Annotated in this window: 17 protein-coding genes and 1 tRNA gene; 13 read left to right on the forward strand and 5 right to left on the reverse strand. The window is 55.3% G+C overall.

Annotation, left to right across the window (positions count from 1 at the left end; all coding sequences use genetic code 11):
* The first annotated feature begins 1 nt into the window (after nucleotide 1).
* The 6 genes from tssH (at nucleotide 2) to JBO43_RS15060 (ending at nucleotide 10,098) form a co-directional block, all read left to right on the forward strand.
* Complete coding sequence (gene tssH, locus JBO43_RS15035) at nucleotides 2-2,626, forward strand: type VI secretion system ATPase TssH (RefSeq protein WP_202674636.1); 2,625 nt, start codon at nucleotides 2-4, stop codon at nucleotides 2,624-2,626.
* A complete protein-coding gene (gene vasI / locus JBO43_RS15040; protein WP_202674637.1) occupies nucleotides 2,623-3,312 on the forward strand; it encodes a type VI secretion system-associated protein VasI in 690 nt (229 codons plus the stop codon). The genes tssH and vasI overlap by 4 nt, the downstream gene beginning before the upstream one ends.
* Entirely contained in the window at nucleotides 3,312-4,706 is a 1,395-nt protein-coding gene (gene tssA / locus JBO43_RS15045; protein WP_202674638.1) for a type VI secretion system protein TssA, read from the forward strand. Before vasI ends, tssA begins: the two co-directional genes overlap by 1 nt.
* Nucleotides 4,707-4,781: 75 nt before the next feature.
* The gene (gene tssM / locus JBO43_RS15050; RefSeq protein WP_202674639.1) at nucleotides 4,782-8,246 is read left to right on the forward strand and encodes a type VI secretion system membrane subunit TssM; all 3,465 of its coding nucleotides are present in this window, start codon (nucleotides 4,782-4,784) and stop codon (nucleotides 8,244-8,246) included.
* Between the two features lie 10 nt (nucleotides 8,247-8,256).
* Nucleotides 8,257-9,597 carry a VasL domain-containing protein gene (locus JBO43_RS15055; RefSeq protein WP_202674640.1) on the forward strand — a complete coding sequence of 447 codons (1,341 nt, stop codon included), beginning with the start codon at nucleotides 8,257-8,259 and terminating at the stop codon, nucleotides 9,595-9,597.
* Nucleotides 9,598-9,618: 21 nt separating this feature from the next.
* Nucleotides 9,619-10,098, forward strand: coding sequence for an Hcp family type VI secretion system effector (locus JBO43_RS15060; protein ID WP_103948140.1), 480 nt, complete (start codon nucleotides 9,619-9,621; stop codon nucleotides 10,096-10,098).
* Nucleotides 10,099-10,248: 150 nt separating this feature from the next.
* On the opposite strand, the gene JBO43_RS15065 is transcribed toward JBO43_RS15060, so the two are convergent.
* From JBO43_RS15065 to JBO43_RS15075, 3 genes are all read right to left on the reverse strand, one after another.
* A complete protein-coding gene (locus JBO43_RS15065) occupies nucleotides 10,249-11,022 on the reverse strand; it encodes a lipoprotein YafT (RefSeq protein WP_202674641.1) in 774 nt (257 codons plus the stop codon).
* A 288-nt stretch (nucleotides 11,023-11,310) separates the two neighbouring features.
* A tRNA-Phe gene (locus tag JBO43_RS15070) sits at nucleotides 11,311-11,386 on the reverse strand.
* A gap of 95 nt (nucleotides 11,387-11,481) precedes the next feature.
* The gene (locus tag JBO43_RS15075; protein WP_174349012.1) at nucleotides 11,482-12,195 is read right to left on the reverse strand and encodes a DUF554 domain-containing protein; all 714 of its coding nucleotides are present in this window, start codon (nucleotides 12,193-12,195) and stop codon (nucleotides 11,482-11,484) included.
* 190 nt (nucleotides 12,196-12,385) lie between these two features.
* On the opposite strand from JBO43_RS15075, the gene JBO43_RS15080 reads away from it, so the two are divergent.
* On the forward strand, nucleotides 12,386-14,521 hold the full coding sequence (locus JBO43_RS15080; RefSeq protein ID WP_202674642.1) for an ornithine decarboxylase: 2,136 nt from the start codon (nucleotides 12,386-12,388) through the stop codon (nucleotides 14,519-14,521).
* 94 nt (nucleotides 14,522-14,615) lie between these two features.
* Here the strand turns inward: JBO43_RS15080 and JBO43_RS15085 are convergent, their stop codons facing one another.
* Nucleotides 14,616-15,308 (reverse strand): response regulator, encoded by a 693-nt coding sequence (locus JBO43_RS15085; RefSeq protein WP_095283320.1) that lies wholly within the window; start codon nucleotides 15,306-15,308, stop codon nucleotides 14,616-14,618.
* Nucleotides 15,298-16,935, reverse strand: coding sequence for an ATP-binding protein (locus JBO43_RS15090; protein WP_202674643.1), 1,638 nt, complete (start codon nucleotides 16,933-16,935; stop codon nucleotides 15,298-15,300). The genes JBO43_RS15085 and JBO43_RS15090 overlap by 11 nt, the downstream gene beginning before the upstream one ends.
* 346 nt (nucleotides 16,936-17,281) lie before the next feature.
* Between JBO43_RS15090 and JBO43_RS15095 the strand changes: the two genes are divergently transcribed.
* From JBO43_RS15095 to citF, 6 genes are read left to right on the forward strand one after another with little or no spacing between them, the layout of a single operon-like run.
* Complete coding sequence (locus JBO43_RS15095; RefSeq protein WP_095283318.1) at nucleotides 17,282-18,643, forward strand: 2-hydroxycarboxylate transporter family protein; 1,362 nt, start codon at nucleotides 17,282-17,284, stop codon at nucleotides 18,641-18,643.
* Nucleotides 18,644-18,660: 17 nt separating this feature from the next.
* On the forward strand, nucleotides 18,661-19,524 hold the full coding sequence (locus JBO43_RS15100; protein ID WP_202674644.1) for a fumarylacetoacetate hydrolase family protein: 864 nt from the start codon (nucleotides 18,661-18,663) through the stop codon (nucleotides 19,522-19,524).
* Nucleotides 19,525-19,537: 13 nt separating this feature from the next.
* Nucleotides 19,538-20,563: a [citrate (pro-3S)-lyase] ligase gene (gene citC, locus JBO43_RS15105; RefSeq protein WP_202674645.1), complete on the forward strand. Its 1,026-nt coding sequence runs from the start codon at nucleotides 19,538-19,540 to the stop codon at nucleotides 20,561-20,563.
* A gap of 16 nt (nucleotides 20,564-20,579) precedes the next feature.
* Complete coding sequence (gene citD / locus JBO43_RS15110) at nucleotides 20,580-20,873, forward strand: citrate lyase acyl carrier protein (RefSeq protein WP_103948146.1); 294 nt, start codon at nucleotides 20,580-20,582, stop codon at nucleotides 20,871-20,873.
* Entirely contained in the window at nucleotides 20,870-21,745 is an 876-nt protein-coding gene (citE, locus tag JBO43_RS15115; protein ID WP_202674646.1) for a citrate (pro-3S)-lyase subunit beta, read from the forward strand. Before citD ends, citE begins: the two co-directional genes overlap by 4 nt.
* A gap of 10 nt (nucleotides 21,746-21,755) precedes the next feature.
* Complete coding sequence (gene citF / locus JBO43_RS15120) at nucleotides 21,756-23,276, forward strand: citrate lyase subunit alpha (RefSeq protein ID WP_202674647.1); 1,521 nt, start codon at nucleotides 21,756-21,758, stop codon at nucleotides 23,274-23,276.
* The last annotated feature ends 1 nt before the right edge of the window (nucleotide 23,277 follow it).

Consider the following 23,277-nt stretch of genomic DNA (forward strand, 5'->3'; position numbering starts at 1 on the left):
TATGATCCAGATTGATCTTCCCGTGCTGGTCAAGCGGCTGAACCTGTTTTCCCGGCAGGCGCTGGAAGCCGCTGCTGCGGAGTGTATGGCCCAACAGGCAGCGGAAATCACCGTGGCGCATGTGCTTCTGCATATGCTGGCATCGATACGCAGCGATCTGCGGGTCATTGCAGATCAGGCCGACCTTGATATGGGCAAACTGCGCCAGGTACTAACGGTAGAAAACTATGCCACGTCGCGCTCTGCTGATAGTTATCCGGCGTTCTCCCCCATGCTGGCGGAGTGGCTGAAAGAGGCGTGGCTGCTGGCCTCAACGGAAATGCAGATGACGGAGCTGCGCGGTGGCGTGATGCTGCTGGCCCTGCTGCATTCACCGCTGCGTTACCTGCCGCCCGCCGCCGCGCGTCTTCTGACCGGGATTAACCGCGACCGCCTGAAGCAGGATTTTGCGCAGTGGACGCGGGATTCGGCAGAAACCGTCATGCATGATGCAGACGGAAAAAGTGTCCTTGCCACGGCTGACTATGGCAACAGCCTGCTGGCTTGTTATGCAAAAAACATGACTGAAGATGCCCGGCAGGGACGTCTTGACCCGGTGCTGTGCCGCGACCGCGAAATCGATCTGATGATCGATATTCTCTGTCGCCGCCGCAAAAACAATCCGGTAGTCGTGGGGGAGGCGGGGGTCGGCAAAAGCGCATTAATCGAAGGGCTGGCGCTGCGTATCGTGGCCGAACGAGTGCCGGACAAGCTGAAAAACACTCACATCATGACCCTGGATTTAGGTGCATTGCAGGCTGGAGCCTCGGTCAAGGGCGAGTTTGAAAAACGGTTTAAAGGGGTGATGGCGGAAGTCATTTCATCGCCCGTGCCGGTCATTCTGTTTATTGATGAAGCCCACACGCTGATAGGTGCAGGCAATCAGCAGGGGGGACTGGATATTTCGAACCTTCTCAAGCCAGCGCTGGCGCGGGGCGAGCTTAAAACCATCGCCGCGACCACCTGGAGCGAGTACAAAAAGTACTTTGAGAAAGACGCCGCACTGTCGCGCCGGTTCCAGCTGGTAAAGGTCAGCGAACCCAACGCGGCGGAGGCCACCATTATTCTGCGCGGTCTGTCTGCGGTGTATGAGCAGTCGCACGGTGTGCTGATTGACGATGAAGCACTACAGGCAGCAGCATCCCTGAGCGAGCGTTATCTCTCCGGGCGTCAGCTGCCGGATAAAGCTATCGACGTTCTGGATACCGCCTGCGCGCGGGTAGCGATTAATCTTTCCTCACCCCCAAAAAAGATTTCAGCGCTGACGACCCAGTGTCATCAGTGTGATGCGGAAATCCGCCAGCTTGAGCGCGAGATACGCATCGGGTTGCGCACGGATACGGCGCGGCTCGATGAGATTCACACTCAGTACGAGACGGTGCAGCAGGAGCTGCGGACGCTGGAAGAGGCCTGGCACCAGCAGCAGGCGTTAGTACAGGAGATTATCGCGCTGCGCCAGCAGTTGCTGAGTGAAGGGCAAAAAAACCATTCTCCCACAGAGCGCCTGAAGCAATTGACGGCGGAACTGGACGCATTGCATCACGACCAGCTGTTGGTTTCTCCGCACGTCGATAAAAAACAGATTGCGGCGGTGATTGCCGAGTGGACCGGTGTGCCGCTCAATCGCCTGTCGCAGAATGAGCTGTCAGTGATTACCGATTTGCCCCTGTGGCTGGGTGAGACCATCAAAGGCCAGGAGCTGGCGATTGCCAGTCTGCATAAGCACCTGCTCACCGCTCGCGCTGATTTGCGCCGACCAGGCAGGCCGCAGGGAGCTTTCCTGCTGGCAGGACCGAGCGGCGTCGGTAAAACCGAAACCGTACTGCAACTGACGGAGTTGCTCTACGGGGGGCGTCAGTATCTCACCACCATCAATATGTCCGAGTTCCAGGAAAAACACACCGTATCAAGACTGATTGGCTCGCCTCCGGGCTATGTCGGCTACGGTGAAGGCGGCGCTTTAACCGAGGCTATCCGTCAGAAACCTTACTCGGTTGTGCTGCTTGATGAAGTGGAAAAAGCGCATCCGGACGTGCTGAATCTGTTCTACCAGGCCTTTGACAAGGGAGAGATGGCGGACGGCGAGGGGCGGCTGATTGACTGCAAAAATATTGTCTTCTTTCTCACTTCTAACCTGGGCTATCAGGTCATTGTCGAACACGCAGATCATCCGGCATTGATGCAGGAGATGCTGTACCCGATCCTGGCTGATTTCTTTAAACCAGCGCTGCTGGCGCGCATGGAAGTGGTGCCGTATTTGCCGCTGTCGCAGGAGACCCTTGCCATCATCATCGCCGGGAAACTGGCGCGACTTGATGCTGTGCTGCGCAGCCGCTTCGGTGCTGAGGTCATTATTGAACCTGACGTCACCGATGAAATTATGCGACGTGTCACCCGCGCTGAGAATGGGGCCAGGATGCTGGAGTCGGTCATTGACGGTGAGATGCTGCCGCCGCTCTCGCTGCTGCTGTTGCAGAAAATGGCGTCAAACACAGAGGTGGCCCGAATCCGCCTGTCCGCCGCAGAGGGCGCGTTTACGACCTGTGTTGAAGATGCTGCCGAACAAGAAGACGGTGCCGTTTCATGAGCTGGATGCGTTTTTTCTGGCATACCGGTCTGCTGATGTCCGGTTTATCTGCGGGCTTTGCACTCGCAGACACCCCCCCAGCTTCCGATACCCTGCAGGCGATGCAATCCTGCCGCCTGAAATCTGCCGCGCTGGAGCGTCTCGACTGCTACGACCATCTGCTGGCGCCAGCATCATCCGGAAGTTTTGATGGAGCGCTGGTTAAAGCTCGCTATCAGGGCGAAGCCTGGACTCTGGCTATAGAACAGGAAAAGCGCCGTGAGGGGAATACCACAGCCCTGATGGTGGTGCAGACGCCTGGCGATCATCCGACTGTCGTTATCACCACGCCGGCTATTGGCAGTGTCCCGCCGCGCCCGGTGCTGATGTTCAGTTGTATGGACAACATCACAAGGATGCAGGTGGCGCTGACGCATCCGCTGGACGCTCACGATATCGCTGTCACGCTGAATGCGGATGACAGAACCTTCAACAGTCGCTGGTTTGTCCGCGAGAACGGTGTGCTGCTGGAATCCAGCCGTGGGCTTTCGGGTATTGGCGAAATTAAGCAACTTTTCGGGGCCAAAACGCTAACGGTAGATACCGGATCAGACAGTGTTGCCGGAAAGCTGACCTTTGATATTAGCGGGCTGGCACGGGCCATCGATCCGCTCCGTGATGCCTGCCACTGGGCGGGGGATTTTTGATGTCTCTGGATTTACGCAACCCGGATACCTGGATTTCACATCTGCTGGAAACACTGCCGGAAGAAAAAAGCGCTTCATCCCTGAAAGACGACAGCCCGGACTGGGAGTATATCGACGGCGAAATCGTCAAACTGGGCTCACTGGCCCACGGCCAGTTGGATATCGCGGAAATTCAGCGCCGCGGGCTGATCCTTCTGGCATCCGAGAGCAAAGATTTTCGCCTGCTGGCGCATCTGCTCAGGACTTTGCAGCATGCGGGTAATCCGCAGCTGGCGGTGCGTCTGCTGTCGCTCTATGTAGAACATTACTGGGCGGTGGCTGCTCCGCAGAATGTAGCACATAAAAAACGCTTTGCCGGACAGGTGCTCAAACGCTTTGAAGTGGGGATCGCCGGGTTTGCACAGTGCGCGGATACTGCGCAGCGCGAGGCCTTACTGGGGGAACTGGCAACACTGGCCCAGTGCTGGCAGGCGCACAACCTCCCGGAACTGGCGCAAGCCACCGACGACCTGTTTGCATTGTATCAGCGGGAATTCCGTGACGCGGCGTCGTCAGCTTCGGCGGACGTCGTTCCCTTGCACGACATCGCGCAACCCCTCCCAGCAGTAAAAAACTCTGCCATCACTCTGGCTCCGAAGGTGATTGTCGACAGCCATGATGATATTGCCTGGCGCGATTCACAGCTGAATGTCGCCGCGATCCTCTGTGAGCGTGAACCCGATTCCCCTCTGGGTTTTTGTCTGCGCCGCCATGCCCTCTGGCAGACCATTACCGCTACGCCGCAGGCCGAAAGTGACGGGCGTACTTCGCTGGCCGCCGTGTCGGTGGACAGGGTTGCCGAATATCAGGCCCGGCTTACCAGCGCAGACCTGGCGCTCTGGGAGCAGGTCGAAAACAGCCTGTTGCTGGCGCCGTACTGGATTGACGGTCATTACCTTTCAGCGCAGATTGCGCGGCATCTGGGCTATAGCGCTGTGGCAGAGGCTATTCGCGATGAAGTCATTCGCTTTCACGCGCGTCTGCCTCTGCTTTCCAGCCTGCTTTTCAACGACCGAACGCCGTTTATCAGCGATCAGACAAAACAGTGGTTGGCCTCCACGCCTGTCAGTGGTGTTGCGCAGAGCGGCGAAGAGTTGCAGGCGGCCCAGGCATGCTTTGCCGGGCAGGGGCTGGAAGCGGCGCTGCACTATCTGGATTCGTTGCCTGAAGGCACGCCCCGCGAGCGCTTCTACCGCCAGTATTCTGGCGCACAGCTTATGGAAGAGGCCGGAATGGAAAAACTGGCTCAGCAACAGTACCGGATGCTTTTCACTACGGGCTCACGAATGATGCTTGCAGACTGGGAACCCTCCCTGCTGGCGCAGCTTGAACATAAATTCATGGCAGAACAGTAAGATAGAACAGGAGCTTTTGTGAGATTACCGACACCCCGACTCTTCAGCGGACTCAAATCTGTCCTCAGGCCGGCTATGCCCCGTTTTAAGGTTTCCGCTTTCTGGTTGCTGGTACTGGCGTGGATTTTTCTGCTGGTATGGATCTGGTGGAAAGGCCCGACGTGGACGCTTTACGAAGAGCACTGGCTACAGCCGCTGACCCGTCGCTGGCTGGCTACGGCCGTGTGGGGAATTATTGCCCTCGCATGGCTCACCGTCAGAGTAATGAAGCGTCTGCAACAGCTTGAGCGGCAGCAGAAGCTGCAACGTGAGGAGACGCAAGATCCTCTCAGCATCGAACTCAATGCGCAGCAGCGTTACCTTGACCGCTGGCTGCTGCGTCTGCAACGGCATCTCGACAGCCGTCGTTACCTATGGCAATTGCCCTGGTATATGGTTATCGGCCCGGAGGGCAGTGGGAAAACCGCGCTGCTGCGTGAAGGATTTCCGTCGGATATTATTTATACCCCAGAAACGGTGCGAGGAGCCGAGCACCGGCTGTATCTCACCCCCCACGTCGGAAAACAGGCGGTGATTTTTGATATCAGCGGCGCACTGTGCGAACAGCCTGAAGTGGACATTCTGCATCGTCGCCTGTGGGAGCATCTGCTGGAGTGGCTGGTGCAGAAACGCGCCCGCCAGCCACTGAATGGTCTCATCCTGACTCTGGATTTTCCCGATCTTTTGACGGCTGATAAACGCCGCCGCGAGTACCTGCTACAGATGCTGCGCAGCCGTTTACAGGACGTGCGCCAGCATCTTCACTGCCAATTACCCGTCTACGTAGTGCTGACCCGACTCGATTTATTGCACGGATTTTCCGCGTTATTTCAGTCGCTGGATAAGCAGGGGCGTGACGCCATTCTTGGCGTCACCTTCACCCGTCGCGCCCATGAGAATGATGGCTGGCGCGGCGAGCTGAACAGTTTCTGGCAGACATGGAGCGAGCAACTCAATCATGCTCTGCCCGACCTGATGCTGGCGCAGAACCACACTCGCAGTGCTCTGTTCAGTTTCGCCCGTCAGATGCAGGGCAGCCGGGAGCCGCTGGTGGCTATGCTTAACGGCCTGCTGGATGGCGAAAACATGGATGTCATGCTTCGCGGCGTCTATCTCACGTCATCGCTGCAGCGCGGCCAGATTGATGACATTTTTATGCAGTCTGCAGCCCGTCAGTATGGGCTTGGCAGCAGCCCGCTGGCTGCCTGGCCGCTGGTGGATATGGCTCCCTATTTTACGCGTAACCTGTTTCCGCAGGTGCTGCTCGCAGAGCCTAACCTGGCGGGCGAGAGCTATTCCTGGCTGACTAACGCCCGCCGTCGTATGACGGTGTTCTCGGTTGCGTCGGGTATGGTCGTCGTGCTGCTGACCGTCGGATGGCACCATTATTACAATGACAACTATGCGTCGGGCATTCAGGTGTTGAAGCAGGCAAACGCCTTTATGGCAGTTCAGGCACCGAAGGGCATGGATGAGTACGGCAATCTGCAGTTGCCACTGCTGAACCCGGTCCGCGAAGCCACTCTGGCCTACGGCGACTGGGGCGACCGCAGCCGTCTGGCCGATCTGGGGCTGTACCAGGGCAGACGCATCGGACCGTATGTTGAACAAACTTACCTGCAACTGCTGGAGCAGCGGTATCTGCCGTCCTTACTCAACGGGCTGATGAAGGATATGAATGCGGCGCCGCCGGAGAGCGAGGAAAAACTCGTTATCTTGCGCGTGATTCGCATGCTCGAAGACAAAAGCGGGCGCAATAACGAAGTGGTGAAGCAGTACATGGCGACGCGCTGGAGTGAAAAATTCCACGGCCAGCGTGATCTCCAGGCACAGTTGATGTCCCATCTTGATTACGCGCTGGCGCACACGAACTGGCACGCAGAGCGCGAGGAGGGCGACGGCGATGCCATCAGCCGCTGGATGCCTTACGACAGCCCGGTGATTGCCGCTCAGAAAGAACTCAGTAAATTGCCGGTCTACCAGCGCGTTTATCAGAGCCTGAAAACGCGGGCCTTGGGAGTATTACCTGCCGACCTGAACCTGCGCGATCAGGTTGGTCCAAGCTTTGAGCGGGTTTTTACCTCTGCTGAAGATGACAAACTGGTTGTCCCTCAGTTCCTCACTCGCTATGGCCTGCAAAGCTACTTTGTGAAACAGCGGGATGAACTCGTGGAACTCACCGCAATGGACAGCTGGGTGCTGAACCTTACCCGAAGCGTGAAGTACAGCGATGCTGACCGTACAGAAATCCAGCGCCAGCTTACCGAACAATATCTCAGCGATTACACCGCGACCTGGCGAGTCGCGATGGACAATCTCAATGTGCGTGATTATGAGTCCATAGCGGAGTTGACCGGCGCGCTTGAGCAAGTGATTAGCGGCGACCAGCCGCTCCAGCGGGCGTTAACCGCTCTGCGTGACAACACCCAGCCCATCGTATTGTCGGAAAAGCTCTCAGATTCGGAGCGCGAAGAGGCCTTGGCTGAGCCGGATTACCGCCTACTGACCCGGCTGGGGCATGAATTTGCGTCTGAAAACAGTGCATTGACCGTGCAAAAAGAGAAAGAAAACACGATGCAGGCGGTGTATCAGCAGTTAACCGAGTTACATCGTTATTTGCTGGCGATACAAAATGCACCGGTGCCTGGGAAATCGGCTCTGAAAGCGGTACAGCTCAGGCTGGATCAGAACAGCAGTGACCCGATTTTTGCCACTCGTCAGATGGCGAAAACCCTACCTGCACCGCTCAACCGCTGGGTGGGTAAACTCGCCGACCAGGCCTGGCATGTGGTGATGGTGGAAGCTGTTCACTATATGGAAGTGGACTGGCGTGACAGCGTGGTGAAACCCTTTAACGAGCAACTGGCGAACGGCTATCCGTTTGATCCTCGCTCGAAGCAGGATGCATCGCTGGATGCGTTTGAACGTTTCTTTAAACCTGATGGGGTGCTGGATACGTTTTATCAGCAGAACCTGCGCCTATTTATGGAAAACGATCTCAGCCTTGAGGACGGCGATAATGCGGTCATCATTCGCGAGGACATCCGCCAACAACTGGAGGCCGCGCAGAAAATTCGCGACATTTTCTTCACCAAACAGAACGGGTTAGAAGCACAGTTTGCGGTAGAAACCGTATCGCTTTCGGGCAATAAACGCCGCAGCGTGCTTAATCTTGACGGCCAGTTAGTCGACTACAGTCAGGGGCGCAACTATACCGCGCACCTGGTATGGCCAAACAATATGCGCGAAGGGAATGAAAGCAAGCTGACGCTAATTGGCACGAGTGGAAGCTCGCCGCGCAGTATCAGCTTCAGTGGACCGTGGGCGCAGTTCAGGCTACTGGGAGCGGGGCAGTTAACCGGCGTTCAGGACGGCACATTCAGCGTACGTTTCAACGTCGACGGCGGCGCGATGGTTTACCGGGTGCATACCGATATGGAAGACAACCCGTTTGCCGGTGGGCTTTTCAGCCAGTTCCGGCTGCCGGACACGCTGTACTGAGGAGGCAGGGATGAGTAGTAATCACGCACTGACACAGACCATCATGACCGGCAGCGATCCGCGGGATCTGCCGGAGTTCAGCGCCATTCGGGAGGAGATTAATAAGGCCAACCATCCGTCGCAGCCGGAGCTGAACTGGAAGCTGGTGGAGTCGCTGGCGTTGACGATCTTTAAAACCAACGGGGTGGATCTGCATACCGCAACTTACTACACCCTGGCCCGGACCCGCTCGCAGGGCCTGGCAGGCTTCTGCGAAGGCGCCGAGCTGCTGGCGGCGATGATCAGCCATGAGTGGGAGACCTTCTGGCCGCAAAGCGGCCCGGCACGCACCGAGATGCTGGACTGGCTCAATATTCGCACCGGCACTATTCTGCGTCAGCAAATCGCCTTTTCGGAATCTGACCTGTCGCTGCTATACCGCACCGAACGTGCATTGCAGCTTATTTGCGACAAACTTCAGCAGGTGGAACTCAAACGGCAACCGCGCGTGGAAAACCTTCTGTATTTTGTGCAGAACACGCGCAAAAAGTTCGAGCCACAACTCAGGCAGAGTGCAGAGACAGCAGGACAAAACCCCGTCAGAACGCTGGTTTATGCCCCCGAGAGTGCGCCATCCACGGCAGAGGTCATTCCCCCGCTGCCCGACCTACCTGAAATGAAGGTGCAGGTGCGCGGACTGACAGGCGGCAAGCGCGTGAAAGAGGGCAGTACCTTCAAAGGCTTTATCGCGGGTATGGTCAGTAGCGTCGCGATTGCTGCTGCACTCTGGTGGTGGCAGGTATACCCCACTCAGCAGATGCTCGCACAGGTCAATGACAGCGTGCCGGGGGCGGCGACGGTCTGGCTGGCCTCGCCAGAACTGGATAGTTATCAACGCAGACTTGAGCAACTGCTTGGTTCTTCCTCGCTACAGCCGCTGGAGATCGGGATGCAAATCGTGCGTACCGCAGACAGCCGATGGCCTGAAAGCCAGCAACAGCAGCAGGCGACTGCCAGGTGGAATGAGACGCTAAAAACCCGCGCGCAAAACAGCCCGCAGCTCAGGGGCTGGTTGCAGACGCGGCAGGATCTACGCGCTTTTGCCGATCTGGTAATGAGACGTGAAAAAGAGGGGCTGACACTTTCGTATATCAAAAACGTGGTCTGGCAGGCGGAGCGAGGGCTAGGCCAAGAAACCCCACTGGAATCCCTGTTAACGCAATACCAGGACGCGCAGGCGCAGGGCCAGAATACCGACACGCTGGAAAAACAAATCAACGAGCGGCTTGATGGAATATTAAGCCGCTGGCTGTTGCTGAAAACCCATTCCCTGCCGGAAGCGGCGACGACTAATACGGGTGCCGGGGAATAACCCTGGCCGGAGGAGTTTATTATGGCAAATCTTGTTTATCTCACACTAAACGGTGACCTGCAGGGACTGATTTCGGCAGGCTGTTCATCGCAGGACTCTATTGGTAATAAAGCGCAGATTGCGCATACGGATCAGATTATGGTGTTGGCTTTGAGCCATGGTTTAACAAGGTCACAGAATGTTAACCATCTGACCCTGAGCATTCATAAACCCGTGGATAAATCTTCCCCTTTATTGAGTAAATCTATTACTGAAAATGAATGCCTGACCTGCGATTTTGAGTACTATCGAACCAACCGTTTTGGTATTAATGAACTCTATTATAAAGTGAAGCTGATTAAGGCTCGTATTTCGAGTATTCATACTGATGTGCCTCATACGATCACCAACAGCCAAGGACAGCCGGAAGAAACAATATCGTTCACCTATGAAAGCATTACCCAAGAGCACTGCATCGCAGGAACCAGTGCATACAGTTTGTGGGAAGAGCGAATTTTCTAAATAATAATTAAAGAGATGAGGCGTAGAGGTGTGGTGTGAGGGTGTAAATCATCTTACATAACTAAATCCCCCCGCGTCATTTTGTGACGCGGAGGAGATATGTCCAATTTTTTGTGAGAGTTTAAATTACTGGCGATAGGAAAAACGTATTTACCTGTACCTATTCGCCAGATCCTTAACCATAGCAGAATAGGTGTTTTTCTTAAGCTGGGTTATTTGCTGGTCGATAGTATCCGTACTGACTTTTTTATCCGTAAGAGGTGACATCACTTTATATTCGTAGTTCACTGGTGACCAGGCTGCCCAATCGCCCGTTGCCACGTCCACAAGGGTGAATCGCACCAGGTAACGCAGTGAGGCTGTGTTCGTTACCTTTTCATTTTTATAGTCTGACCAGATCGTGGTTTTGCTGGTGGCGTCATATTTACCCGACTGCAGTAAATCCTGATAAATGATAATTACTTTCTGATGGCCCTTTGCCGCCACGTAGCGCAGAGCCTGCATCCAGTTCATATTCTCTGCGACGACAATTTCATTGTTTTCATCTTTTTCTTTGTTACAGGAAATCACTTTCTGTCGGTCAGGTATGCCTGAGAACGTTGCCACGGAATAATACTGACTCATCTCCTGCTGCATAAGCGTCTCGGGTGCGCGACTACCGGATTGTACCAGAATGATTTTTGAATTTAAGGGCACATGGAATTCGTCTTCTTCGAGTGCTGCCTGAATATCCTCTTCAGTCACTGCCAGTGTGGTTTCGTTGCCAAAAATATCTTTATCCGTTAATTGGAAAGAAGCATTTTTACTGACGTTACTCTCCGAGCCTGACGCACCTGTTTTTTTTGCATCAATAGGGGAGTGTACTGCGCATCCCGTGAGTAAAAGTGCTGAAATATATAACAATACTATTGACCTGAAATTCATGATTCGCTCCCTGAATGATAATTATATTATTCCGCTGGTGTTTTATGTGTTGTGTTGATTATATACCTGCGTCTGTCGTTGGCAAAATGGAATAAATACATTCATTTGCTCAATGCATTTAAGTGGAATGATTTTAGATGGTATCTATATTATTGGCATTTCGTTTGCAGATTTGCGTAAATCGGATTTAATTCAATCGAGGAGGTTGAGGCCAGGGCTAGGACAGGTCTTAAGTATGTCAAAACCCCAAAAGCAAAAACCCGCCTCTAGGGCGGGTTCTTTAAATAGTGGTGCCCGGACTCGGAATCGAACCAAGGACACGGGGATTTTCAATCCCCTGCTCTACCGACTGAGCTATCCGGGCAACGGGGCGCATTAAACCCGATCGTACTTCCGTCGTCAACGAAATTTATCGTTTTCGCTACCGACTGCACACTCTGCCACCATTTCGCTGACAACTTAGGCGAAAAAGTGCGTCCACAGGGCTGAGAGAGGCATGGCGAGCACCAGCGCAGGCAGCATATTCACCACCGCAAACATCTTTATCCCGCAGATTCGAAGACCCGTTGCCAGCAGCAAAAGGCCGCCCACGGCGGTGAAGTCGGCCATCATCGCGGGTGTTGTTAACGGGAGAATCAGTGTGGCACAGGTCGCTAGCGCCAGCTGAATCATCAGCATCGGCACGCAAATTGCGGCGACGGCAATCCCGAGCGTGGTAGCGAAGATGGTGGCGGTGAAGAAATCAAGAAACGCCTTGGCAATCAGAATGCTGGGGTCGCCGGTCATCCCTTCCTGCATCGATCCAAAAATCCCCGTGCCGCTGGCGCAAAACAGAATAATGATTGCCACATAGTTCTGAATAAACGTCTCTTGCGCTCCGCTTGCGGTTTTTCCGGGGCGAGAGATAAGGTTTTTGGCTTTGCTCACCGCCGCGTTTATCCCTTTCTCCAGATAGCAAAATTCGCCAATGAGCGCGCCAAGGAGTGTCGCCAGTACCATCACCGGTAAATTGGCGCACTTGATAACCAGCAAAATACCGATGCCCAGCGACGCAAGCCCAAAGATCGACGGCATAGAAGAGCGAATACGTTCAGGTAATCTTTGGCTTAACACCGCACCAAGCACGCCACCCAGTAATACGGCACCGGCATTAATAAAGGGTCCAATAACCAAAATACACTCCTGTTATTTAATCATTGATATTGAATTATTATTACATGATGAAGGCGGAGAGCGGGTAGCTTTCGCTGCCAGAAATGCATAAAGTTTCTGTCTTGCACCTCAAAATAAAAGGTGACATTATTGCGCGAATTTTCTCCTCCAGTCTGGATCTCTTCTCCCCTTGAAACGGGTCTCTACGCCTATGAAATCACTAAAAATTGCCGTCAGCCATGAGCTGGTTTCTACGCTGTCCACGCACCGGGAAGTGGTGACACTGGATAACACCGATTTTACGGATGTGGCGGCAGTCGTCATTACCGTGGCCGAAAGCCGCAGCGGTATTCTCGCATTACTGAAACGCACAGGGTTCCAGCTTCCGGTGTTTATCTTCTCGCAGGAGACAGATGCTGCGCCAGAAGGCGTCATGGCAGTCATAAGCGGCAAAGCGCAAGAGTTCCTGGAACTGGAAGCGGCAGCCTGCCGCTACGAAGAGAACTTACTGCCACCTTTTTTTGACACCCTGAGCCAGTATGTGGCGATGAACAACAGCACCTTTGCCTGCCCTGGCCATCAGCACGGTGCCTTCTTCAAAAAGCACCCGGCGGGGCGTCAGTTCTTCGACTTCTTTGGCGAGAACGTTTTTCGTGCCGATATGTGTAACGCTGACGTCAAGTTGGGCGATTTACTGATCCACGAAGGCTCCGCCAAAGATGCGCAAAAGTTTGCGGCAAAAGTGTTCAACGCCGATAAAACTTACTTTGTGCTTAACGGAACGTCCGCGGCCAATAAAGTGGTGACCAACGCGCTGCTGACACGCGGCGATCTGGTGCTTTTTGACCGCAATAACCACAAATCCAACCACCACGGGGCGCTGATTCAGGCAGGGGCTACTCCGATCTATCTGGAAGCCGCGCGCAATCCATTTGGATTCATCGGCGGAATCGACGAACACTGCTTTGACGATACCTATCTGCGTGACCAAATCCGCGAAGTGGCCCCCGAAAAAGCCCATGACGCTCGCCCGTTCCGACTGGCAGTTATCCAGCTCGGCACCTACGACGGCACGATCTACAACGCCCGTCAGGTGATCGACAAGATCGGCCATTTATGCGACTACATCCTGTTTGACTCCGCATGGGTCGGCTACGAGCAGTTTATCCCGATGATGGCCGACAGCTCACCTCTGTTACTGGAACTGAACGAGAACGATCCGGGAATCTTTGTGACCCAATCGGTGCATAAGCAGCAGGCCGGGTTCTCGCAAACGTCGCAGATCCATAAAAAAGATAACCACATTCGCGGCCAGGCCCGGTTCTGTCCACATAAGCGCCTGAATAATGCGTTTATGCTCCACGCTTCAACCAGCCCGTTTTATCCGTTGTTTGCCGCGCTGGATATCAACGCCAAAATCCATGAAGGGGAGAGCGGGCGCAGGCTGTGGGCGGAGTGTGTCGAGCTGGGTATCGAAGCGCGGAAAGCGATCATCGCCAACTGTAAGATGATCAAACCCTTCATTCCGCCAGTGGTGGCGGGGCGGCCGTGGCAGGATCATCCAACGCACGCGATTGCCAGCGAGCGTCGTTTCTTCAGTTTTGAGCCGGGCGCGAAGTGGCATGGCTTTGAGGGTTACGCCGACGAGCAGTATTTTGTCGATCCATGCAAGTTGCTGCTGACTACGCCGGGGATTGACGCAGAGACAGGTGATTACACGGAATTTGGTATTCCCGCGACGATCCTCGCCCATTACCTGCGCGAAAATGGCATTGTGCCAGAGAAGTGCGACCTGAACTCGATCCTGTTCCTGCTCACGCCCGCAGAAAGCGCGGAGAAGCTGGCGCAACTGGTGGCGATGCTCGGGCAGTTTGAACAGCATATCGAAGACGATACGCCGCTCGCCGAGGTGTTGCCGACCATCTTCAACAAATACCCGGTGCGCTACCGCGACTATACGATTCGCGACCTGTGCCAGGAAATGCACGATCTGTACGTCAGCTTTAACGTGAAAGATCTGCAAAAAGCCATGTTCCGCAAAGCGAGTTTGCCTGCGGTGGTGATGAATCCGCAGGATGCGAATCAGGCCTATATTCGCGGTGACGTGGAGCTGGTGCGTATCAGCGAAGCCGAAGGGCGAATCGCTGCTGAAGGTGCGCTACCATACCCGCCTGGCGTGCTGTGCGTTGTGCCGGGAGAAGTCTGGGGCGGCGCGGTGCAACGTTATTTCCTGGCGCTGGAAGAGGGCGTTAATCTGCTGCCCGGCTTCTCACCAGAATTGCAGGGCGTCTATAGCGAGAAAGATGCCGACGGCATCAAGCGGTTGTATGGGTATGTTTTACAGTAATGTGCTCGCATTTTTGCCCGGCGGCGCAAGCTTGCCGGGCCTACTAAAACCGTCAAAGCCTGTCGGATAAAACGCAGCCGCCACCCGGTTTTTTTCACTCCGCACTGCGCCGGTACATCCGGCGCGGATGGCCAATCTTCCCGTACAGCATCTCCACGCTCAAAAACCCCGCATCCACGCAGTGTTCCAGATAGCGCCGGGTAGTGGTTTTGCTCAATCCTGTCTCGTTCACCACCTCATCCACGGAGAAGCAGTGCGCCGCCTGGTCGTTAAACAGGGTTTGCACCAGCGCCAGCGTGTTCTCCTCAATCCCTTTACTGCCATTATCCTGGCGGTAATTTTTGGCCTGCAACTGATACAGCGAATCAACGTTCTGCTGATCGACAATCTTCCACACTCGCTGCTGCTCGGCGAATTGCACGAAGCGCTCCAGCGACTGGCTGAGCCGCTTCCATGACACGGGTTTCAGGATGTAGTCGAACGCGCCGTTACGAATCGCCAGGCTACAGGTGTCCATGTCACTGGCGGCGGTAATAAAAATCACCGAGCAGTTGGCATGCACCAGTAAAGGATTGCTAATTAAAGTGATGCCTTTACCGTCCGGCAAATAGTTATCCAGCAGAACGAGCTGCGGCTGCAGACTGGAAAGCAGAGTCTGTGCCTCGGCAAGAGAAGAGGCGATACCCACCAGGCGAAGGCGCGGATGTTTACCGATCAGCTCCGCATGAAGTTGTGCCAGCTCGTTCTCATCTTCAACGATCAGTACGTCGATATGTTCATGTTGCATAGTCAGTATCTTCCAGTTCCTGAACAGGTCGCTTCGGAGTTCCCGTGGCGGGAATAAACAGCGAAAAAATCGTGCCCCGAGGCATGTTATCGGCAACCTCTATGGCACCGCCAGCCTGGGTGACATAACTGTCGATCAGGTACAGGCCTATCCCATGATCGCCACGCGTTTTCGTCGTGATGCCGCGTTCAAAGATCCGCTCGCGGATCTCAGGCTTAATGCCAACGCCCCGATCCGCCACTTCAATAATCAGCTCACGTTCGTTGAGTTTTATCAGCACTTCTACCGGCTCATGTGGAAGCGGGGCACGCTGGGTGGCTTCAATGCCGTTATCCAGTAAATTCCCAATGATGGAAATCAGCTCCGCTTCGAGAAGCGAGGCGAAAGGCTTATCCACCCGACAGGCGGGATCAAAGTTCAACTCGACGCCTTTCTCTCGTGCTCGCGCGGCTTTACCTAATAAAAGGCCACACAACGTCGGCGAGCTAAAGCGCGAGGAGATAAAGTCCAGCAGCTCCTGAGCGTGTTCTGATTGCGCCTGAATAAAGCCAATTGCTTCTTCGTAGCGCCCCATATGCAACAGCCCCGACAACGTTGTCATTCGATTCAACTGCTCGTGGCGCATGATGCGCAGGTTATCGACGTAACGTTTGACCTGGCTTAACTGGGCGCTCAGGGAGTCTATCTCATTGCGATCGCGGAAGGTGATCACCCATCCCTGAAGTGAATCTTCGAGCATTATCCGCACGCGGCTGGCAATCACGGTCAGATCGTTAAAGCGACAAATCTCATCGTGAGTATCTTTCACCAGCATGGTTTGAGGTGAGAAAAACGGGACCGGAGTAATTACCTGGCTAATCGGCTGCCCGCGCAGTTCCCGTGCAGGTTGCGGTAAACCGAGAAGATTACGCGCTGCCTGGTTGATCACCCCGATCCGGTGATTATCATCAATTGCGATTACCCCTTCGTAAATCGACTCCATCATCGCTTTTTGCTGGCGCACCAGCAGGCCGATTTCGCGCGGCTCCAGCGAGAAAATCTGCTTCTTAATGCTGCGTGTGAAAAACCACGAGAAGACAAACAGGGCGATCAGCAGCAGCACCGCAGCAATTAAAATGTTTACCACTTTGCTGACGGTAATGGTGTCGAGATAGCTGGTGAGATACCCGACAGAGACAATCCCCACCACTTCTCCCGCGTCGTTGAAAATCGGCGCTTTGCTGCGTAGCGAAATCCCCAAACCCCCTTTACGGATGGTGGTGGTGCTTTTGCCGTGCAACACCTCCTCGTTATCCCCGCCGATCAGCGTTTTACCGATCCTGTCTGCAAACGCAGAATGGAACAGGTGCAGACCTTTATTGTCACCAATCACAATAAAGCTGGCATCGCTGCGGGTTGCTATTTGGAACATAAATTCACGAATGGCTTTGATATCCTTTTCTTCAACCTCTTTGCGCAAGGTTGGAATAAGCGCAATCTCTTCCGCCTGTATTTTGGCACGCATGCTCATTTCCTGATAAAGCTGTCTGCTGACGTCGGCATAGTAATATCCGCCCAGTAATGCAAAGAGCACTGAGAAAAAGGCGACCAGCGAAATAAAGAGCTTAATCTGAAACGACACTTTCATGACTATCACGCAGGGTATCAACGGGTTTCGCCAATATATCATCTTTTTTCCGCTTGCCAGGAGCTTTGCCTGAAACTTGTGATCATTTCCACAGCGCGGCTCGCAAAACAAAAATAGATAATTCAGGCTTGTCTTAATGCTAATTTAATTAATGTTATTTGTTTGTACGTTCTGGAAAAGAAACCATAAAAACCACGGCAATAAATAAGGCGTTAATCACATTAAATAAAAGAAACCATTAAAACCATAGAGGCCATTAAAACTTCGGTTTTAATATGCCTTTCCTCACATAAAGTAAGCCTTTGAGACTCTAGGATTAACGCACAAATAACCAAGAGGCTTAATTATGAGCACTACTGACGATTCTTTCTCTGTTACCCACGACCCGATTGAACTTCAGCGGCCGTCGCTTAAAGAGCGCTGGTGGCACATTATGGATACCTGGAAAGTCGGGATCATTCCCCTGCCGCTGTTTGTATTAGCCGGTGCACTGATCGCCATTGACTGTCTGGGCGGAAAACTGCCGAGCGATATCGTGGTGATGGTCGCAACTCTGGCGTTCTTCGGTTTTGCCTGCGGTGAGTTCGGCAAACGTCTGCCGATTGTCGGCAAACTCGGTGCGGCGGCGATTTGCGCCACCTTTATTCCGTCGGCGATGGTCTATTACGGCCTGCTGCCGGACGTGGTGGTCGAGTCCACCACCAAGTTCTACAAATCTACCAACATTCTCTATCTCTACATCTGCTGCATCATTGTCGGCAGCATCATGAGCATGAACCGGACCGTGCTGATTCAGGGCTTCCTGCGCATTTTCTTCCCGATGCTGTGCGGCGAAATCGTCGGCATGATCGTCGGGATGGGCGTCGGCATGGCGCTCGGCCTTGAGCCGTTCCAGATCTTCTTCTTTATTATTCTGCCGATCATGGCGGGCGGGGTCGGCGAAGGGGCAATTCCACTCTCCATCGGCTACGCCACGCTGCTGCACATGGATCAGGGCGTGGCTCTCGGTCGTGTACTGCCGATGGTCATGCTGGGCGGCTTAACCGCCATTATTATCTCCGGCTGCCTGAACCAGTTGGGCAAACGCTATCCGCACCTGACTGGCGAAGGCCAACTGATGCCAAACCGCGCTAATGCCGACGCTAACGTGTCGCAACCGGCTTTCTCCGGCAAAGCCGACGTCACCACGATTGCTTCCGGCGCACTGCTGGCGGTGCTGCTCTACATGCTGGGTATGCTCGGTCACAAGCTGATTGGCCTGCCAGCACCGGTTGGCATGCTGTTTGTGGCGGTGCTGGTGAAGCTCTGCAACGGCGCGTCCCCACGCCTGCTGGAAGGTTCGCAGGTAGTCTACAAATTCTTCCAGACCTCCGTGACCTACCCGATTCTGTTTGCCGTTGGTGTGGCGATCACTCCGTGGCAGGAACTGGTCAATGCCTTCACCGTCAGCAATCTGCTGGTGATTGTCAGCACCGTCTCCGCGCTGGTAGCTACCGGCTTCTTCGTCGGTAAAAAGATTGGTATGCACCCGATTGATGTCGCCATCGTCTCCTGCTGTCAGAGCGGGCAGGGCGGTACCGGCGACGTGGCGATTTTGACCGCAGGCAACCGTATGAGCCTGATGCCGTTCGCCCAAATTGCTACCCGAATTGGCGGCGCGATTAATGTCTCCGTCTCGCTGCTGGTTCTGGGCAACTTCCTCGTCTAAGTCTTCAGGAAAGAACAATGAAACTTGCAAGTTTTCTGTATCAGGGTAAACGCAGCTACGGCATCGTGCAGGCCGATGGCGTCGTGGATTTAGGTCGCCGTCTGGGCGATCGCTACAGCGACCTCAAAGCGCTGTTGCAGGGTAACGGCCTGGCGGATGCCACGCGTTATCTCAGCGACGCCGTGGATATTCCGATGAGCGCCATCACCTTTTTGCCGGTGATTGAGCAGCCGGAAAAAATCCTCTGCGTGGGCATGAACTACGCCGACAAACGCAAAGAGTTTGACCAGCACAACCCGGCCCCGACGCTGTTTGTCCGCTTTGCGGATTCCCAGACCGGGCACAACTCACCGGTGCTCAAACCGCGCCACTCCTGCGAATTTGACTACGAAGGCGAGCTGGCGGTGATCATCGGTAAAGGGGGCGAGAACATCCGCCGTGAAGATGCCCTGAGCCACGTCGGCGGATACAGCTGCTACATGGACGGTTCCGCCCGCGACTGGCAGCACACCTGGTTCACCGCCGGGAAAAACTGGCGGCAGACCGGGGCATTTGGCCCGTGGATGGCGACCGCCGATGAAATCCCGGATCCGCACAGCCTCGCGATCCGCACCTGGCTTAATGGACGTATGGTGCAGGAAGACAACACCAGCAGCATGATCCACAAGGTCGCGGAACTGATCGAGTACATCAGCACCTTTACCCGCCTCAGCCCCGGCGACGTGATCATCACCGGGTCGCCGGGTGGTGTAGGCAAAAAGCGCAATCCGCCGCTGTTTATGAAAGAGGGCGATCGCATTGAGGTGGAGATCGAAAACATCGGTCATCTGAGCAATGTGATTATGGAAGCACCCGCGCAAGCCCTGGCGGCAGCGCACTGATTAAGGCGGCGGCATGCACTCGCAACTCCCTATCGACTTTCGTCAGACGATTGTCACGCAACACCCGGAACGCTTAAGCCAGATTCGTTATCTGCTGGCGGACAGTGGCCTGGGGCTGGACAACGACATCACGCTGTTTGTGGAGGCCTGGTCCGGCACGCAGTTAGTGGGGTGCGCAGGGCTCGCTGCCAATGTCATCAAGTGTGTGGCGGTTGATGAAAAGCTGAGGGGCGCAAATCTCAGCGCCCGTCTGCTGGCCGAAGTGGAAAATGCCGCACTGGCGCGCGGCCATTTTCACCTCTTTCTCTGCACCCGCCCGTGTAACAAAGAGCGCTTCGCCCGCAGCGGTTTCTGGCCGATTGCCCAGAGCGGCAACAACGCGGTGCTGCTGGAGAATACCCCGCAGGGTATCGAGCGTTACTGTCGCTCGCTGCAGCGCAGCCGCAAGTGTGGGGAAAAAATTGGCGCGATTGTAATGAACGCCAATCCGTTCACCCTCGGGCATCGACATCTGGTGGAGCAGGCGGCGACGCAGTGCGACTGGCTGCATCTGTTCGTGGTGCGCGAGGACGCGTCGTTCTTCCCGTTTAGCGACCGTCTGGAAATGGTCCGTGCGGGCGTGGCGCATTTTCCGAATGTCTCGGTGCACGAAGGGTCGCAGTACATCATCTCCCGCGCCACTTTTCCGTCCTATTTCCTCAAAGAGACCGGCAAAGTTCAGCAGGCGTGGAGCGAGATCGACGTGCTGATTTTCCGCGACTTTATTGCCCCAACGCTTGGGATCACCCATCGCTTTATCGGCTCGGAGCCGTTTTGTGACATCACCCGCCAGTACAACCAGACGCTGCATCAGCTCCTCGCCTCGGATATTGAGGTGGTGGAAATGCCGCGCATCAAGGCGACAGGAAACGCCATTTCGGCGTCGGAAGTGCGCCGTTTACTCAAGACACAGCAGTTTTCCCGCATTCGGGAAATTGTCCCGGAGTCCACTTTCGTGCATCTCGAAGCGCACTACAGCGCGAGCGCGGAAGTCGCATAACTATCAGGAATTTATCATGAATATTGTAAGGGAGGCGCTGGCCGGAACGCAGGAGTCCAGCGACCTGATGGTGAAAATCGCCCCCGCCGACGGCGAGCTGGAGATTGTCATCCACAGTGAAGTGATTAAGCAGTTTGGCGAGCAGATCCGCCTGGTGGTAAACGAAACACTGCGCGCTATGGACGTGCGCCAGGGGCTGATTATCGTTGAAGATAAAGGGGCGCTGGACTGTGTGATCCGCGCCCGTCTGCAAAGTGCGCTGATCCGCGCCTCAGAAACGCAGCAGATCGACTGGAGCAAAATGTCATGAATAAACTCCGTCGCAGTATGCTGTTTTTACCCGGCGCGAACGCCGCGATGCTCTCTACCGCGTTTATCTATCGCCCTGACTCCATCATGTTTGATCTCGAAGACGCCGTGGCTCTACGCGAAAAAGACACCGCGCGCCTGCTGGTCTTCCACGCGTTACAGCATCCGATGTATCAGGATATTGAAACCGTGGTGCGCATTAATCCGCTGAGCACGCCGTTTGGCCTGCTGGATCTCGAAGCGGCGGTTCGCGCGGGCGTAGACGTTATCCGCCTGCCAAAAACCGACACCCCGGAAGATATCTTCGAGCTGGAAGGGCATCTGGAGCGCATCGAGCGTGAGTGTGGCCGCGAAGTGGGTTCCACACGCGTGATGGCCGCGATTGAATCAGCAATTGGCGTGATTAACGCCGTGGCGATTGCTCGTAGCTCGCCGCGCCTGATCGGCATCGCCCTGGCGGCGTTTGACTATGTGATGGACATGCAAACCGAACGCGGCGACGGCACAGAGCTGTTCTATGCCCGCTGCGCGGTACTGCACGCGGCGCGCGCCGCCGGGATCGACGCCTTCGACGTGGTGTGGTCAGACGTTAACGACGAAGGCGGGTTCCTGCGCGAAGTTAACCTGATCCGCAAAATGGGCTTCAACGGCAAATCTTTGATCAACCCGCGCCAGATCGACCTGCTGCACAACGCCTACGCGCCGACTCAGCAGGAAGTGGATCACGCGAAATTAGTGATCGAAGCGGCAGAAGAGGGTGAGCGCAACGGCCTGGGCGTGGTTTCGCTTAACGGCAAAATGGTCGATGCGCCGATTATTGACCACGCGCAGAGGGTGCTGGAACGCGCGGCTGCCTCTGGCGTGCGTCGCTAAGGATGACACAATGAATCAGACAGAACTTCTCCACCTGAATTTCCCCCACCTGCGGGATCTGCAACCCTTTGATACGGCCCATAGCGCTACGCCGTGGCTGGCTGATGTTGAAGAAAAACAGCGTCGCAAGCTTTGCGAAACCGTTGAAGAGGCGGTTAAGCGTAGCGGCTTGCAGGACGGGATGACTATCTCGTTCCATCATGCATTTCGCGAAGGCGATCGGGTGATTAATACCGTCGTCGCGCTGCTGGCTAAAATGGGCTTTAAAAATTTGACCCTGGCGTCCAGCTCGCTGATGACCTGTAACGATGCGCTGATCGAACATATCCAGAGCGGCGTGATCTCCCGGATCTACACCTCCGGGATGCGCGGCAAACTGGCTGACGCCATCTCTCACGGGCTGATGGACGAGCCGGTGCAGATCCACTCCCACGGCGGACGCGTGAAGCTTCTGCAGGACGGCGAGCTGAACATCGACGTCGCGTTCCTCGGCGTGCCGTGCAGCGATGAGTTTGGTAATGCCAACGGAACTCAGGGTAAATCCTGCTGCGGCTCGCTGGGCTATGCGATGGTCGATGCTCATTTTGCCCGCAAAGTGGTGCTGCTCACGGAAGAACTGGTGCCGTTCCCGAACATGCCCGCCAGCCTGGTGCAGGATCGCGTGGACTATGTCGTGCAGGTCGAAAGTGTGGGCGATCCGGCGAAGATCAGCGTCGGTGCGGCACGCGTCACCAGCAACCCTCGAGAGCTGATGATTGCCCGCTATGCGGCGGACGTGATTGAACACTCTGGCTATTTCAAAAACGGTTTCTCGATGCAGACCGGCTCCGGCGCGGCGGCCACCGCCTGCACCCGCTTTATGGGCGAGAAAATGGAGCGCAGCGGCGTGAAAGCCCGCTTCGCACTGGGTGGGATCACCGGCAGCCTTGTCGATCTGCACGAGAAAGGGCTGATCGAAAAACTGCTCGATACCCAGTGTTTTGACGGTCAGGCAGCGGCCTCGCTGGCGCGCAATCCAAATCACGTGGAGATCTCCACCAACGTCTACGCTAATCCCGGCAGCAAAGCGGCCAGCTGCGATCGGCTCGACGTGGTGATCCTCAGTGCGCTGGAGATCGACGTCGATTTCAACGTCAACGTCATTACTGGCTCCGACGGCGTGATGCGCGGGGCATCAGGCGGGCACTGCGATGTGGCGGCGGCCGCGAACCTGACGATTGTCGTCGCACCGCTGCTGCGTAGCCGTATCCCGACGGTGGTGAGACGTGTGACCACGCGCTTAACGCCAGGTGAAAGTATCGACGTGCTGGTAACCGATCACGGCATTGCCGTCAATCCTGCGCGCCCGGAGATCCGCGAGCGGCTGGAGGCGGCGGGACTGAAAATTGTTGATATCGAGGCGCTATATGCGCGGGCAATTTCGCTCACCGGTGAGCCGAAACCGATTGAATTTACCGACAAAATCGTCGGTGTGATCCGCTACCGTGATGGCAGCGTGATCGACACTGTCCGACAGGTTAAGGAGTCATAAT

Origin of the sequence: Lelliottia jeotgali, assembly GCF_016771845.1 — a bacterium.
In the GTDB taxonomy this organism is placed as follows: domain Bacteria; phylum Pseudomonadota; class Gammaproteobacteria; order Enterobacterales; family Enterobacteriaceae; genus Enterobacter; species Enterobacter jeotgali.

What these genes read in the sequence shown, in the direction of transcription:
- vasI (WP_202674637.1), top strand. Translation starts at nt 2,623, where the DNA reads ATGAGCTGGATGCGTTTTTTCTGGCATACCGGTCTGCTGATGTCCGGT.
- JBO43_RS15055 (WP_202674640.1), top strand. Translation starts at nt 8,257, where the DNA reads ATGAGTAGTAATCACGCACTGACACAGACCATCATGACCGGCAGCGAT.
- JBO43_RS15085 (WP_095283320.1), bottom strand. Translation starts at nt 15,308, where the DNA reads ATGCAACATGAACATATCGACGTACTGATCGTTGAAGATGAGAACGAG.
- JBO43_RS15090 (WP_202674643.1), bottom strand. Translation starts at nt 16,935, where the DNA reads ATGAAAGTGTCGTTTCAGATTAAGCTCTTTATTTCGCTGGTCGCCTTT.
- tssH (WP_202674636.1), top strand. Translation starts at nt 2, where the DNA reads ATGATCCAGATTGATCTTCCCGTGCTGGTCAAGCGGCTGAACCTGTTT.
- JBO43_RS15065 (WP_202674641.1), bottom strand. Translation starts at nt 11,022, where the DNA reads ATGAATTTCAGGTCAATAGTATTGTTATATATTTCAGCACTTTTACTC.
- tssA (WP_202674638.1), top strand. Translation starts at nt 3,312, where the DNA reads ATGTCTCTGGATTTACGCAACCCGGATACCTGGATTTCACATCTGCTG.
- JBO43_RS15100 (WP_202674644.1), top strand. Translation starts at nt 18,661, where the DNA reads ATGAAACTTGCAAGTTTTCTGTATCAGGGTAAACGCAGCTACGGCATC.
- JBO43_RS15095 (WP_095283318.1), top strand. Translation starts at nt 17,282, where the DNA reads ATGAGCACTACTGACGATTCTTTCTCTGTTACCCACGACCCGATTGAA.
- citF (WP_202674647.1), top strand. Translation starts at nt 21,756, where the DNA reads ATGAATCAGACAGAACTTCTCCACCTGAATTTCCCCCACCTGCGGGAT.
- tssM (WP_202674639.1), top strand. Translation starts at nt 4,782, where the DNA reads ATGCCCCGTTTTAAGGTTTCCGCTTTCTGGTTGCTGGTACTGGCGTGG.
- citD (WP_103948146.1), top strand. Translation starts at nt 20,580, where the DNA reads ATGAATATTGTAAGGGAGGCGCTGGCCGGAACGCAGGAGTCCAGCGAC.
- JBO43_RS15080 (WP_202674642.1), top strand. Translation starts at nt 12,386, where the DNA reads ATGAAATCACTAAAAATTGCCGTCAGCCATGAGCTGGTTTCTACGCTG.
- citC (WP_202674645.1), top strand. Translation starts at nt 19,538, where the DNA reads ATGCACTCGCAACTCCCTATCGACTTTCGTCAGACGATTGTCACGCAA.
- citE (WP_202674646.1), top strand. Translation starts at nt 20,870, where the DNA reads ATGAATAAACTCCGTCGCAGTATGCTGTTTTTACCCGGCGCGAACGCC.
- JBO43_RS15060 (WP_103948140.1), top strand. Translation starts at nt 9,619, where the DNA reads ATGGCAAATCTTGTTTATCTCACACTAAACGGTGACCTGCAGGGACTG.